This is a genomic window from Variovorax pasteuri, from assembly GCF_051216435.1.
Taxonomy (GTDB): Bacteria; Pseudomonadota; Gammaproteobacteria; order Burkholderiales; family Burkholderiaceae_C; genus Variovorax.
Map to the genome: position 1 here is coordinate 1,085,015 of NZ_JBPJZS010000001.1, position 13,249 is coordinate 1,098,263.

The following is a 13,249-nucleotide window of genomic DNA, read 5'->3' on the forward strand; positions in this document are numbered from 1 at the left end:
ATCGAATGAAAGTCCAGGTTCATTATTTCGCCTCGGTGCGCGAGGCGCTGGCCCGCAGCGGCGAAAGCGTCGACACGCAAGCCGAAACGCTCGCCGCGCTTCGCGACGAACTCATCGGCCGGGGCGGCTCCTATGCCACCGCGCTCGCGCGCGGCAAGGCGGTGCGCATGGCGCTCGACCAGGCCATGAGCGACGAAGCCGCAGCCCTGCACGACGGCTGTGAAGTCGCCTTCTTCCCGCCCGTCACGGGCGGCTGAGCAGGGCGTCCAGCGCCACGAGGCGCTCGCGCAGGCCGTCGGACGCGCGCGTCATCGGCGAACGCAGCTCGTCGTGCATTTCGCCGGCGTGCGCCAGCAGCGCCTTCACGGGGCCGGGGTTCGGCTCGGCGAACAGGCTGTCCACCAGCGGCTGCAAGGCCTGCCATTCGTCGCGCGCCTGCGCCAACCGGTTCTCCGACAACAGCCGCACCAGCCGCACGAAGCGGCGGGTCTGCACGTTGCCGCTGGCGGCGATGGCACCCACGCCGCCTTCGGCCATCGTGCTGAAGATCTGGTGGTCTTCGCCCGACAGTACCTGCAGCCGGCCGTCGGCGATCACGGCGCGTGTCTTGGCCATGTCGCCGCCGCAGTCCTTGATGCCGCGAATGCGCGGGTGCGCGGCCAGCGCCAGCAGCGTGTCGCGCGCGATGGTGACACCGGTGCGGTAGGGGATGTCGTAGACCAGCACAGGCACCGTGCTGGCATCGGCGATGGCGTGGAACCATTCGAGCAGGCCGCCCTGCGACGGGCGGATGTAGTGCGGTGCTGCCACCAGCAGGCCCGCCAGCGGGCGCTCGCACAGCTTGCGCGCCCAGGCCGTGGCCTTGCCCAGGTGGTAGCCCGAAATGCCCATCACCACCGGCAGGCCGCCGGCTGCGGCCAGCACGGTGTCGAGCACGGCCAGCTGTTCGTCCTCGTCGAGCGCGGCGGCCTCGCCGGTGGAGCCGCAGGGCACGAAGCCGGTCACGCCGTCGGCGGCGAGGCGCCGGGTCAGGGCGGCGAGGGCGTCATGGTCCACCGCGCCGTTGCGGAACGGGGTGACGAGGGCGATCCAGAAGCCTGAGAAATCAGGGACAGTGGGATAGGGTTGTTGCGGCACGCGGGTTTCCTCTCAGGAATCGACCGATGGAAAAAGAACCACCGTCGGATGCGCGCGAAACCCATGAAAGGGCCAAAAACCTTGGCAGGTTCCGTCGCTCATCCGACGACGGAACCTCGGCTCCGGTCAGACGAGCTTTGGTTTTTTGGCTTTGCTGCCCTGGCACGCGCAACCGCTTCCAGCGTGCGAAAGCACTGAGGAGGGGGTGGCGAGGCAAGGCATCGTCGCAGTCTAGCGCGATGCCACAATTCGGAAATGAGCATTGCGCGTGTTTCGATCCAGACAGCCGATTTCGACCTTTCGCAGGAGGTCGCCGCGTTGCGTGCCGGCGACAAGCGCGTGGGTGCGGTCTGCAGCTTTGTCGGCACCGTGCGGGACCGCAACGACGGCAGCAGCGTCGCGTCGATGGAACTGGAGCACTACCCCGGCATGACCGAGAAGGCCGTCGAGGCCATGATCGACGAAGCGCAGCGGCGCTTCGACATCCTCGGGGCGCGCGTGATCCACCGCGTGGGCCTGCTGCAGCCGCTGGACCAGATCATGATGGTGGCGGTGGTGTCGGCGCACCGCGGCCAGAGCTTCGAGGCCTGCGAGTTCCTGATGGACTACCTCAAGACGCAGGCGCCGTTCTGGAAGAAGGAGCAAACGCCCGAAGGCGCCCGCTGGGTCGATGCGCGCGTGGCCGACGACGTGGCGCTCGCGCGCTGGGGCATCACCGCCCCGAACGCCTGACCCCGCGTTGTTCCCCCTCCCCGGGGGAGAGGGAGCAAGGCATCAAAGGGGCTTGAAGCCGCTGCCCTGGATGATCTTTTCCCAGGCCGCCGTGTACGTGCGCACACGCCCCGCGAACTGCCCCTGCGACTCGTAGCCCACCGTCAGGCCCATCGCCGTGAGTTTCTGCTTCACGTCGGGCATGGCCAGCACCTTCTGCAGCGCCTCGCCGTACTTGTCGATGATCGGCTGCGGCGTGCCCACCGGCGCGAAGATGCCGTAGTAGGGCAGGTCGTCCAGGTTCGCGAAGCCCAGTTCGGTGAAGGTCGGCACGTTCGGAATCACGGCCTGGCGCTTGGCGCCGATGGAGGCCACGATGCGCACCTTGCCCGCCTTGTGGTTCTCGATGAAGTCCGGCACCGAGGCGATGCCCGCGGTGATCTGGTTGCCCAGCATGTCGGCCGTCATGGGCGCGCTGCCGCGGTAGGGGGCGGGCTGCACATCGATCTTGTACTTGTCCGAGATCATCTTCACCAGGAACTCGGGGATCGAGGCCGGCGCCGGAATGCCGATGGTTTCCTTGCCGCCCTTTTGCGTGCGGACCCACTTCACGTACTCGTCCATGGTCTTGGCCGGCGTGCCGCCCGAGACGGCCAGCACGTTGGCGAAGGTGGCGAAGCCGGCCACGGGCACGAAGTCGGTGGCGGGGTTGAAGCCGGGGTTCTTGATGACCTGCGGCAGGATCGAGATGGTGTGGTCGTGCGACAGCAGCAGGGTGTGGCCGTCGGCAGGCGACGACTTCAGCACGGTGGCCGCAATCTGGCCGCCCGCGCCGGCGCGGTTTTCCACCACCACCGGCACGCCCAGCACGTCCTTGAGCTTTTCGCCCAGGGTGCGCGCGATGGCGTCCGTGCCCGCGCCGGCCGGAAAGCCGACCAGCAGGCGGATGGGGGTGCCGCTTTGCGCCTGCGCAAGGCCCGACAGGCCCAGGGCGGCTAGAAAGAGGCCGGCGCTGATCGCCCGGCGCACCGGTTGAACGCGCTGCATTGAAAAAACCATGATCGACTCCATTCGAGAGAGAGAAATGCCTACGGGCAGGAAACGGGTCTCGTGCAATACCCGTGCCCAGGCTGCCGTAGTCCGCCTGTCGCGGGCAGAACCTTGAATCGTGCCCGAACGGCCCTATTTTGGAAGCAGGAATACCACCATGCGACAAGACAAACTCACCACCAAATTTCAGGAAGCCCTGGGCGACGCGCAGTCGCTCGCGCTGGGCAACGACAACGCCTACATCGAACCGGCCCACCTGCTGGTCGCGATGCTGCGCCAGAGTGAAGGGCCGCGCGCATTGCTCGAACGCGCGGGCGTGAATGTGCCAGGCCTTTCCCAGGCCGCCGAAGCTGCCATCAAGAAGCTGGCGCAGGTCCAGGGCGCCGACAGCGTGCAGGTGGGCACCGAACTGGGCAAGCTGCTGCAGGCCACCGAGAAGGAGGCCATCAAGCGCAACGACCAGTTCATTGCCGGCGAGCTCTTTCTGCTGGCGCTGACCGACAGCAAGACCGACATCGGCAATCTCTGCCGTGCGAACGGCATGACGCGCAAGTCACTCGAGGCGGCCATCGACGCCGTGCGCGGCGGCCAGGGCGTGAACAGCGCCGACGCCGAAGGCCAGCGCGAAGCCCTGAAGAAATACACCACCGACCTCACCGAGCGCGCGCGCCGCGGCAAGCTCGACCCGGTGATCGGGCGCGACGAGGAAATCCGCCGCGCCATCCAGGTGCTGCAACGCCGCACCAAGAACAACCCCGTGCTCATCGGCGAACCCGGCGTGGGCAAGACCGCCATCGTCGAAGGCCTGGCGCAGCGCATCGTCTCGGGCGAGGTGCCCGAATCGCTCAAGGGCAAGCGCGTGCTGTCGCTGGACATGGCCGCGCTGCTGGCCGGTGCCAAGTTCCGCGGCGAGTTCGAGGAGCGGCTGAAGACCGTGCTGAACGAGCTTGCGAAGGACGAAGGCCAGACCATCGTCTTCATCGACGAGCTGCACACCATGGTCGGCGCCGGCAAGGCCGAGGGCGCGATGGACGCGGGCAACATGCTCAAGCCCGCGCTCGCACGCGGCGAACTGCACTGCGTGGGCGCCACCACGCTGGACGAGTACCGCAAGTACATCGAGAAGGACGCCGCGCTGGAGCGCCGCTTCCAGAAGATCATCGTGGGCGAGCCCAGCGTGGAAGCCACCGTGGCCATCCTGCGCGGCCTGAAGGAAAAGTACGAGGTGCACCACGGCGTGGACATCACCGACCCGGCCATCGTGGCCGCAGCCGAGCTGAGCGACCGCTACATCACCGACCGCTTCCTTCCCGACAAGGCCATCGACCTGATCGACGAGGCTGCGGCCAAGATCAAGATCGAGATGGACTCCAAGCCCGAGGTCATGGACCGGCTCGACCGCCGCCTGATCCAGCTGCAGATCGAGCTGGAGGCCGTGCGCCGCGAGAAGGACGAGGCCTCGCAGAAGCGCTTCGGCCTGATCGAGGTCGAGATCGCCAGGCTGCAGAAGGAAATTGCCGACTACGACGAGATCTGGCAGGCCGAGAAGGCGCAGGCCCAGGGCAGCGCCAAGGTGCGCGAGGACATCGACAAGATCAAGTTCCAGATTGCGGAGTCGACCGCCAAGGGCGACTTCAACAAGGTCGCCGAGCTGCAGTACGGCCAGCTGCCGGCGCTCGAAAAGCGCCTGAAGGAGGCGCAGGACGCCGAAGCCAGCAAAGGCAAGTCGAGCGCCCCCACGCTGCTGCGCACGCAGGTCGGCGCGGAAGAAATCGCCGAGGTCGTGGCGCGCGCCACCGGCATTCCGGTCGCCAAGCTGATGCAGGGCGAGCGCGACAAGCTGCTCGTGATGGAAGGCAAGCTGCACGAGCGCGTGGTCGGCCAGGACGAGGCCATCGGTGCGGTCGCCAACGCGATCCGCCGTTCGCGCTCGGGCCTGAGTGACCCGAACCGCCCGACCGGCTCGTTCCTGTTCCTCGGCCCCACGGGCGTGGGCAAGACCGAGCTGTGCAAGGCGCTCGCAGGCTTCCTGTTCGACAGCGAAGACCACCTGATCCGCATCGACATGAGCGAGTTCATGGAGAAGCATTCGGTCGCCCGCCTGATCGGCGCGCCGCCGGGCTACGTGGGCTACGAGGAGGGCGGCTACCTCACGGAAGCCGTGCGCCGCAAGCCCTACAGCGTGGTGCTGCTCGACGAGGTCGAGAAGGCCCATCCCGACGTGTTCAACGTGCTGCTGCAGGTGCTCGACGACGGGCGCCTCACCGACGGCCAGGGCCGCACCGTGGACTTCAAGAACACGGTGATCGTGATGACGAGCAACATCGGCTCGCCGATCATCCAGGCCATGGTGGGCCAGCCTTCGGAGGAGATCAAGGAAGCGGTGTGGGACGAGCTGAAGAACTACTTCCGCCCCGAGTTCCTGAACCGCATCGACGAGACCGTGGTGTTCCATGCGCTGGATGCGAAGAACATCGAATCGATCGCCGGGATCCAGCTGAAGGTGCTGACCGCGCGGCTCGCGAAGATGGACCTGGGCCTGCAGGTGTCGCCCGCGGCGCTGGCCGAGATTGCCAAGGTCGGCTTCGACCCGGTGTTCGGTGCGCGTCCGCTGAAGCGCGCCATTCAGCAGCGCATCGAGAACCCGCTCTCGAAGCTGCTGCTGGACGGCAGCTTCGGGCCGAAGGACACGATCGAGGTCAACACCGACCCGATCCAGTCGCCTGGACAGTTCTCGTTCTCCAAGGCCGGGGAACCAACGGCGGCTGCTTCGGCCTAAGCTGGAATGATGAACTTCATTTTTCGGGTCATTCTTCTGCTCCTGGGGCTGGTTTTCGCGGCCAGCCTGGCCGTGGCGGTCATGCTGCTGGCGGCCGTGTGGGGTGTGCGCTACGCCTGGGGGCGTCTCACGGGCAAGCCCGTGACCCCCTGGGTCGCCTCGATGGGTGGGCGCTTCAATCCGCGCTCCGGCTTCGACCGGTTTCGCCATGCGGCACAGCCTGCGGAGCCCCAGGCGGCCGATGTCGTCAACGCACGGGCGCGCGGCGAATCGGTGCGCAGCCCCATCGCCATCGGCCCCGCCGATGACGTGACCGACGTGCGGGCCCGCCCCGTGCGCGGCGACTGAGCGTCGTTGCAGCTTTCGCTGCCCGGATGTCTACTGGCTCGTAGAATTTCTACTGGCCAGTAAATTTCCTTCTCGCCGCGCTGTGCGGTGTCGAATCTCCGGCCATGTCGTTTCGCACCGATGGCCCGTTCCGTTTCCCCTCCGTCCGCTCCAGTTTCGCCGTCTCCGTCTCCCTGGGAGCCCGCGGGCAAGCGCGCGCGCCAGCGCGAGGTCAAGCGCCAGGCCGTGCTGCAGACCGCGGCCCAACTCTTCAACGAGCGCGGCTTCCACGCCACCTCGCTCGACGACATTGCCGAGCGGCTGAACGTCAGCAAGCCCACGCTCTACTACTACGTCGAAAGCAAGGACCAGATCCTGCTCGAGTGCGTGAAGACCGCGCTCGACCTCATGCATGCTGGCATCGGCGAGGTGCGCGCCGCGGGTGGCAGCGCCATCGAGCAGCTCAAGGCCTGCATGCGCATCTACTCGGGCGTGGTCATGCAGGACTTCGGCATGTGCGTGATCCGCATCGGCGAAGACCCGTTGCCCGCGCCGCTGAAGAAGGAGCTGCGCCATCTCAAGGCCGGCATCGACGGCCAGTTCCGCCTGCTCATCGAGGACGGCGTGGCAGAAGGCTCGCTCGCGCCGTGCGACCCGAAGATGGCGGCCTTCATGCTGGCCGGCGCGCTGAGCTGGATCGGCCGCTGGTACCGCCCCGACGGCGACCTCACGCCCGACCAGATCGCGGACCAGGGCATCGAACTGCTGCTCAACGGCGTGCTGCAGCGCCCTGTTCCCGCTGCCCCCGCCACCGCTCGCGCGCCGCGCCAGCCCGCCACGAAAAAAGGAAACACCGCATGACGACAGATGCACCTCTGCTGCTGGGCCGCGACGGCGCGGTGGCCACCATTCGCTTCAACCGGCCGGGCGCGCTCAATGCGATCGACGTGCCGATGGCCAACGCCTTTCTCGCCGCCGTGCGCGAACTGGCCGCCGACAAGGGCGTGCGCGCCGTGCTCATGAGCGGGGCGGGCAAGGGCTTCATGGCAGGCGGCGACCTGGCCGTGCTGAGCGCCGACCCGCAGCAGGGCGCCGCCGAGCTGATCGGCCCGCTGCACGAGGCGCTGACCGTGCTCGACGCGATGGACGCACCGCTGGTCGCGCAGGTGCACGGCGTGGCGGCCGGCGCGGGCCTGAGCCTGATGCTGCAGGCCGACTTCGTGCTCGCGGCCGAGGGCACGCGCTTCAACCTCGCGTACGTGAACATCGGCACCAGCTGCGACGTGGGCGCCTCGTGGGCGCTGCCGCGGCTGGTGGGCATGCGCCGCGCGCTGGAGATCGCGATGCTCGGCGACACCTACGACGCGGCCGCCGCCGAGCGCATGGGCCTCGTCAACCGCGTGGTGCCCGCCGCCGAGCTTGAGGCCGAAGCGCTGGCGCTCGCGCACCGGCTGGCCAAGGGGCCGACCGTGGCGCTGGGCCACCTGCGCCGGCTGATGCGCGGCTCGCTCGGGCGCGACCTGGCGGGCCAGCTCGACGCCGAATCGGCCGCCTTCCAGGTCTGCGCCGCCACCGACGACTTCCGCAGCGGCCTGAACGCCTTTTTCGACAAGAAGCCGGCCGTGTTCAACGGCCGCTGAATCCGTAGTCACTCAAACCCAGGAGATCCAGACATGACCTCACGCGACATCTTCGTGGTCGGCACCGCCCGCACCGCCATCGGCACCTTCGGCGGCGCGCTGAAGGACGTGCCCAACACCCAGCTGGCCACCACCGCCGTGAAGGCCGCCATCGAGCGCAGCGGCGTGGCGGCGGACGCCATCGGCCACGTGGTCATGGGCAACGTGATTCCCACCGACGTGAAGGACGCCTACCTGAGCCGCGTGGCCGCCATCGACGCGGGCTGCCCCATCGAGACGCCGGCCTTCAACGTGAACCGCCTGTGCGGCTCGGGCCTGCAGGCCATCGTGTCTGCAGCGCAGGCCATTGCGCTGGGCGACTGCGACATCGCCATCGGCGGCGGTTCGGAATCGATGAGCCGCGGCCCGTACTTCGACACCTCGGCCCGCTACGGCGCGCGCATGGGCGACGCGGTGCTGGTCGACTACATGCTGGGCATCCTGCACGACCCGTGGGAGAAGATCCACATGGGCATCACGGCCGAAAACGTGGCCGCGCGCTACGGTATTTCGCGCGAGCAGATGGACGAACTGGCCGCCACCAGCCAGCAGCGCGCGGCGGCGGCCATTGCCGCGGGCCGCTTCAAGGAACAGATCGTTCCGGTCGAAGTGAAGACGCGCAAGGGCGTGGTGCTGTTCGACACCGACGAGCATGTGCGCGCCGACACCACCGTGGACACGCTCGCGAAGATGAAGCCCGCGTTCAAGAAGGACGGTCTCGTGACGGCCGGCAATGCCTCGGGCATCAACGACGGCGCCGCCGCCGTGGTGCTGGCCGAGGGCGGCCGCGTAAAGGCGCTGGGCCTGAAGCCGCTGGCGCGCCTGGTGGGCTACGCGCACGCCGGCGTCGAACCGGCGTACATGGGCATCGGGCCGGTTCCGGCCACGCGCAAGGTGCTGGAGCGCACAGGCCTGAAGGTGAGCGACTTCGACGTGATCGAGTCGAACGAGGCCTTCGCGGCGCAGGCCTGCGCGGTCATCAAGGAACTGGGCTTCGACCCGGCCAAGGTGAACCCCAACGGCTCGGGCATTTCGCTGGGCCATCCGGTGGGCGCGACGGGCGCGATCATCACGACGAAGGCCATTGCGGAGCTGCACCGCACGGGTGGGCGCTACGCGCTGGTCACCATGTGCATCGGCGGCGGGCAGGGCATTGCCGCCGTCTTCGAGCGCGTCTGAGCGCGTTCAGGGCACACTTGCCGGCATGCTGCGCCCATCTCTGCTGATCGATCCCGACGAAGTCGAGATCAGCGCCATCCGGGCGCAGGGGGCGGGCGGGCAGAACGTGAACAAGGTGTCGAGCGCGGTGCACCTGCGCTACGACATCCCCGCCAGCTCGCTGCCCCCCGACGTGAAAGAGCGGCTGCTCGCCCTGCGCGACAGCCGCATCACGCAGGAGGGCGTGCTGGTGCTCAAGGCCCAGCAGCACCGCACCCAGGAAATGAACCGTGCCGACGCGCTCGCGCGCCTTCAGGCGGTGGTCGACACCGTGGCCACGCCGCCGCGCGTGCGGCGCGCCACCAAGCCGACCTATGGTTCGAAGCAGCGCCGGCTCGAGGGCAAGAGCCAGCGCTCGCAGATCAAGAACCTGCGCGGGCGGGTGCAGGACTGAGCCCGGCGGTGCCGCCGCGCAGCCGCCGGATCTGCAGCCAGACACCGGCCAGGTACAGCAGGAACAGCACGCCGGTGATGGCCTTCAGCTCGGGGGCCTCGGGGCTCGACAGCAGCGGCGCGCCCAGCGGCAGGCGCGTCAGCGTCTCGGTGAAGGCCGGGATCCAGTGGAAGAGAAAGCTGGCCGAGTAGGCCGCGGCCTCGACATGGCGCGCACGGCGCCCGAAGAGCATGCCGCGCCCTGCCATGGCGCCCACCGCCAGCGCCACCAGCGTCAGGATGCCCAGCGCATGCGGCTTGCCGAAGCCGCCATGCTGGAAGATGCCGAAGCCGGTGAGGCAGGTGAGCACGGTGGTCCACACGAAGACCTGTCCCAGGCCGGTGCGGAACGTGATCTCCCTGTAGCGGAACAGAGACCAGAGCCCTGCGACGACGGCGACCAGACTGATCGCCGTGTGAACCGTGCCGAGGGACGTGAGTCCCAGCCATCCAGTGGGTGCCATGCGGATCTCCTCGTGTCGTGGTGCGGAATTTTGGCGTTTTGCAACGAATTTGTGTGATCTGGGAGGAAATGAGTGCCAAGACCCTGCTTTACGGGACTGACACGTCGCGCAAGCACAATCGCAGTCATGAGAAGGTTTTTCCACCCCGTGGTGCTGTCCGCGCTTCTTCTGTCACCGGTCGCGGCGCTGCTGGCCGGCTGCGGCCCGGGGGCGGCGCAGGGCGCAAGCAACCTTGCCACCGCCGCCGCTGAGCTCAAGTGGGAAGAGCTGATTCCCAAGAGCTGGGACCCCACCAAGCGCTACCGCAACATCAGCCTCGAGGCGCTGCGCGACAACGACCCGCGCGCGATCCAGCTGCTCGACGAAATGCGCGCCGTCTGGGACAACGCGCCGGTCAACGTGGCGCTCGACGGCAAGGCCGCCAAGCTCTCGGGCTTCGTGGTGCCGCTGGACGCCTCGCAGGACGGCATTCGCGAATTTCTGCTGGTGCCGTACTTCGGCGCCTGCATCCACACGCCGCCGCCGCCCGCCAACCAGATCGTGCATGTGATCGCGCCCGCGCCCGTCAAGGGGCTGCACGCGATGGACACGGTGTACGTGAGCGGCACGCTGAAGGCGGCGCGCTACGCGTCGGCGGACATGGGCGTGAGCGGCTACGAGATCGCGTCGGCCGCGGTCGAGCGCTTCACGCCGAAGCAGCCGCAGTAGCCGCAGCAGTGCAAGGGGCAGGCCCCGTGGGGCTCACCCCTCAGGTCATGCGCTGCGACAAGAAATCGAGGAACGACGTGATGCGCGCCGACAGCTGCGTGTTGCGGTAGTACACCGCGTTGACGGCCTGGCGCACGTCCGCCGTGTCCTTGGCCAGCACCTGCACCAGCGCGCCGCTCGCACGGTCTGCGCCCGTCATGAAGTCCGACAGGCACGCGATGCCCACGCCGGCCAGCGCCAGCTGGCGCAGCGTTTCGCCGCTCGACGCGGCCACCGTGGGCGTGATGTTCCACTCGTCGCCGTGCACGCCGCGCAGCGGCCAGCGGTTGAGCGACTCGGGCTGGGTGAAGCCCAGCAACGCGTGCCCGGCCAGTTCGGCCACCTTGCGCGGCTTGCCGTGCGCCTCCAGGTAGGCGGGGCTCGCGAGCACGCGCAGACGGTGCGTGCCGAGCGGGCGCGCATGCAGCGTGGAGTCGCGCAGCGGCCCGATGCGAATGGCAATGTCGGTGCGCCGCTCCAGCAGGTCGATGGGCAGGTCGTCGGTGTCCAGTTCCAGGCTGATCTGCGGGTAGAGCCTTCGAAACTCCGGCACCAGCGGCACGATGGCGTGCAGCATGAAGGGCGAGGCCGCGTTCACGCGCAGCCGCCCCGCGGGTTGCTGGCGGCGCGCGGCCATCTGCTCTTCGGCGTCGTCGATGGCATCGAGGATGGCGCGCGTGCGCTGCAGGAAGGCCGCACCTTCCTCGGTGAGCTCGAGCCGGCGCGTGGTGCGGCGCAGCAGCGTGGTGTCCAGCTTCTGTTCGAGCCGGCTCAGCGCGCGGCTGATGCCCGAGACAGTCTGCGCGAGCTGGTCGGCCGCGGCCGTGATCGAGCCCGCGTCCACCACCGTGCGGAAGGCAACCAGTTCTTCGATGGTGGTCTTCATGGGCGCACGCGGTCCGGTGTGGTTCAGGGCGCGGCTTGTGCCGCCGGCACGTCGATGCGGGGCATCAGCGCCGCGAGCGCCTCGCCGTCGGTGCGGTAGCTGAAGAGCATGGGCCCCGGCGCGAGCAGGCCGGCGCGTTCCAGCACCTGCATGGCGGGCAGCTTCAGGCCGCTCAGGTGCAGGCGCACGCCTTTGGACTCCATCATCCGGCGGATCGAGCCGAACACCTCGGCGCCGGTGATGTCGATGCGGTTGATGGGTTGCGCGAACAGGCACACGTCGGTGAGCTCCGGACGCTCGGCCAGTGCCACGGTGAGCGCGCGTTCCAGCGTGGAGGCCGAGGCGAAGTCGAGTTCGGCGTCCATGCGCAGCGCATACAGGTGCGGCGCCAGCGGCGGCAGTTTCCACAGGTGGCGGTCGCGCAGGCTGCCGTCGGGGTGCAGGCCCACTTCGATGATGCGCGGGTGCAGGTGGCGGTACATGTAGTGCGCCATGCTGGCCAGCAGGCCGCCCAGCACGCCCCAGTAGATGCTCGGCGCGGTGGCGATGGTCAGCACGAAAGTGCCGAAGGCAATGCCCGCCTCGATGCGCGACACGCGCCACAGCGCCTTGAAGCTCGCTGGCTTCACCAGCCCCAGGATGGCCGTGACCACCACCGCCGCCAGCACCGCCTGCGGCACGTGGTACAGCAGCGGCATCAGCCACAGCAGCGCACCGGCCACCACCACCACGCTGAAGAGCGTGGCCCAGCCGGTCTGCGCGCCCGCATAGAGCGTGATGGCCGAACGCGAGAACGACGAACTGGTGGGAAAGGCGCCCGTGAAGCCCGAGGCCAGCTTGGCCAGGCCCTGGCCGATCAGGTCCTGGTTTTCGTTCCACAGCGTGCCGGCGCGCGCGTTGTCGACCTTGGCGCTGGACGCGGTTTCCAGAAAGCTCACCAGCGTGATCATCAAAGCCGGCAGCACCAGCGCGCTGAAGGTGCCCAGCGGCAGCAGGCCGGGCCAGTACAGCGAAGGCAGGCCCGAAGGCAGGCTGCCCACCACCGCGCCACCGCGCAGGGCGTAGTCGACCGCCCAGCTGATCGCGGCCGCACCGGCGACCAGCGCCATGGTGGTCGGAAAGCGCGGCAGCAGGCGCTTGCCCAGCCACAGCACCGCAACGCTGCCCAGGCCGAACGCGATGGCCACCAGGTCGGGCAGCGGGCCGCCCTGCAGCACCTGCGGGATGGTGCGCCCCGTGAAGCCCAGCAGCGCGGGCAGTTGCGAGACGGCGATGAGCACCGCCGCACCCTGCGTGAAGCCGATGAGCACCGGCGAGTTGACCAGCCGCAGCAGCCAGCCGAAGCGCCCCGCGCCCAGCACGATCTGGATGGTGCCGGACATCAGCGTGAGCCACACCGCCATCGCCACCCATTCGGCGCTGCCCGCCACCGCCAGCGGTGCGAGCGAGGCGCCGACCAGCAGGCTGGTGAGCGCCGTGGGCCCGACCGACAGGCGCTGCGACGAGCTGAACATCACCGCGATGAGCGCCGGGAACAGCGCCGCGTACACGCCCGTCACCAGCGGCATGCCGGCCAGCGCGGCGTAGGCCACGCCTTGCGGAATGACCATCAGCGCCACGGTGATGCCGGCCATGGCCTCGTTGCGCAGCAGCGCGGCGGAAGGGCGCGGCCAGGCGAGACAGGGAACCCAGCGCGCGAGGCGCTGGCGAAGGGAGGAGGAGGGGGCAGCCGGGGTCATGAACGTTTGCGGGCGCACGAAGAAGAAACAACACACAGGCACATGCGCGGTGCGCCGCGCGGGAGCGATGCGGAAGGCAG

14 protein-coding genes are annotated in these 13,249 nt (G+C 68.7%); 9 read left to right on the forward strand and 5 right to left on the reverse strand.

Going from position 1 to position 13,249, the window contains the following annotated elements; all coding sequences use genetic code 11:
- Positions 1-5 precede the first annotated feature (5 nt).
- Positions 6-257, forward strand: a complete 252-nt coding sequence (locus ACSFBM_RS05105) for a MoaD/ThiS family protein (protein ID WP_435483397.1) — start codon at positions 6-8, stop codon at positions 255-257.
- On the opposite strand, the gene dapA is transcribed toward ACSFBM_RS05105, so the two are convergent.
- The gene (dapA, locus tag ACSFBM_RS05110; RefSeq protein WP_435483398.1) at positions 244-1,137 is read right to left on the reverse strand and encodes a 4-hydroxy-tetrahydrodipicolinate synthase; all 894 of its coding nucleotides are present in this window, start codon (positions 1,135-1,137) and stop codon (positions 244-246) included. The two genes, ACSFBM_RS05105 and dapA, sit on opposite strands and share 14 nt — an antisense overlap.
- A gap of 255 nt (positions 1,138-1,392) precedes the next feature.
- On the opposite strand from dapA, the gene ACSFBM_RS05115 reads away from it, so the two are divergent.
- Positions 1,393-1,869: a molybdenum cofactor biosynthesis protein MoaE gene (locus tag ACSFBM_RS05115; RefSeq protein WP_435483399.1), complete on the forward strand. Its 477-nt coding sequence runs from the start codon at positions 1,393-1,395 to the stop codon at positions 1,867-1,869.
- A gap of 42 nt (positions 1,870-1,911) precedes the next feature.
- On the opposite strand, the gene ACSFBM_RS05120 is transcribed toward ACSFBM_RS05115, so the two are convergent.
- Positions 1,912-2,907 carry a Bug family tripartite tricarboxylate transporter substrate binding protein gene (locus ACSFBM_RS05120; protein WP_435435648.1) on the reverse strand — a complete coding sequence of 332 codons (996 nt, stop codon included), beginning with the start codon at positions 2,905-2,907 and terminating at the stop codon, positions 1,912-1,914.
- Between the two features lie 148 nt (positions 2,908-3,055).
- Here ACSFBM_RS05120 and clpB point away from each other — a divergent pair, with 148 nt between their 5' ends.
- From clpB to arfB, 6 genes are all read left to right on the forward strand, one after another.
- Positions 3,056-5,677 carry an ATP-dependent chaperone ClpB gene (gene clpB, locus ACSFBM_RS05125; protein WP_435483400.1) on the forward strand — a complete coding sequence of 874 codons (2,622 nt, stop codon included), beginning with the start codon at positions 3,056-3,058 and terminating at the stop codon, positions 5,675-5,677.
- A 9-nt stretch (positions 5,678-5,686) separates the two neighbouring features.
- On the forward strand, positions 5,687-6,025 hold the full coding sequence (locus ACSFBM_RS05130) for a hypothetical protein (protein ID WP_435435651.1): 339 nt from the start codon (positions 5,687-5,689) through the stop codon (positions 6,023-6,025).
- 120 nt (positions 6,026-6,145) lie between these two features.
- Positions 6,146-6,865 carry a TetR/AcrR family transcriptional regulator gene (locus tag ACSFBM_RS05135; RefSeq protein WP_435483401.1) on the forward strand — a complete coding sequence of 240 codons (720 nt, stop codon included), beginning with the start codon at positions 6,146-6,148 and terminating at the stop codon, positions 6,863-6,865.
- Positions 6,862-7,644, forward strand: coding sequence for an enoyl-CoA hydratase/isomerase family protein (locus ACSFBM_RS05140; RefSeq protein WP_435483402.1), 783 nt, complete (start codon positions 6,862-6,864; stop codon positions 7,642-7,644). Before ACSFBM_RS05135 ends, ACSFBM_RS05140 begins: the two co-directional genes overlap by 4 nt.
- 33 nt (positions 7,645-7,677) lie before the next feature.
- Entirely contained in the window at positions 7,678-8,862 is a 1,185-nt protein-coding gene (locus ACSFBM_RS05145) for an acetyl-CoA C-acyltransferase family protein (protein ID WP_435483403.1), read from the forward strand.
- A 25-nt stretch (positions 8,863-8,887) separates the two neighbouring features.
- A complete protein-coding gene (gene arfB, locus ACSFBM_RS05150) occupies positions 8,888-9,295 on the forward strand; it encodes an alternative ribosome rescue aminoacyl-tRNA hydrolase ArfB (RefSeq protein WP_435483404.1) in 408 nt (135 codons plus the stop codon).
- On the opposite strand, the gene ACSFBM_RS05155 is transcribed toward arfB, so the two are convergent.
- On the reverse strand, positions 9,264-9,797 hold the full coding sequence (locus ACSFBM_RS05155) for a DUF2306 domain-containing protein (RefSeq protein WP_435483405.1): 534 nt from the start codon (positions 9,795-9,797) through the stop codon (positions 9,264-9,266). The genes arfB and ACSFBM_RS05155 overlap by 32 nt on opposite strands.
- A 126-nt stretch (positions 9,798-9,923) precedes the next feature.
- Between ACSFBM_RS05155 and ACSFBM_RS05160 the strand changes: the two genes are divergently transcribed.
- Entirely contained in the window at positions 9,924-10,505 is a 582-nt protein-coding gene (locus ACSFBM_RS05160; RefSeq protein ID WP_435483406.1) for a DUF3299 domain-containing protein, read from the forward strand.
- 40 nt (positions 10,506-10,545) lie between these two features.
- Here ACSFBM_RS05160 and ACSFBM_RS05165 read toward each other — a convergent pair whose 3' ends face one another.
- Both ACSFBM_RS05165 and ACSFBM_RS05170 read right to left on the reverse strand, forming a co-directional pair.
- Positions 10,546-11,430, reverse strand: a complete 885-nt coding sequence (locus ACSFBM_RS05165; protein WP_435483407.1) for a LysR substrate-binding domain-containing protein — start codon at positions 11,428-11,430, stop codon at positions 10,546-10,548.
- A gap of 23 nt (positions 11,431-11,453) precedes the next feature.
- Complete coding sequence (locus ACSFBM_RS05170) at positions 11,454-13,169, reverse strand: SulP family inorganic anion transporter (protein ID WP_435483408.1); 1,716 nt, start codon at positions 13,167-13,169, stop codon at positions 11,454-11,456.
- Positions 13,170-13,249 lie beyond the last annotated feature (80 nt).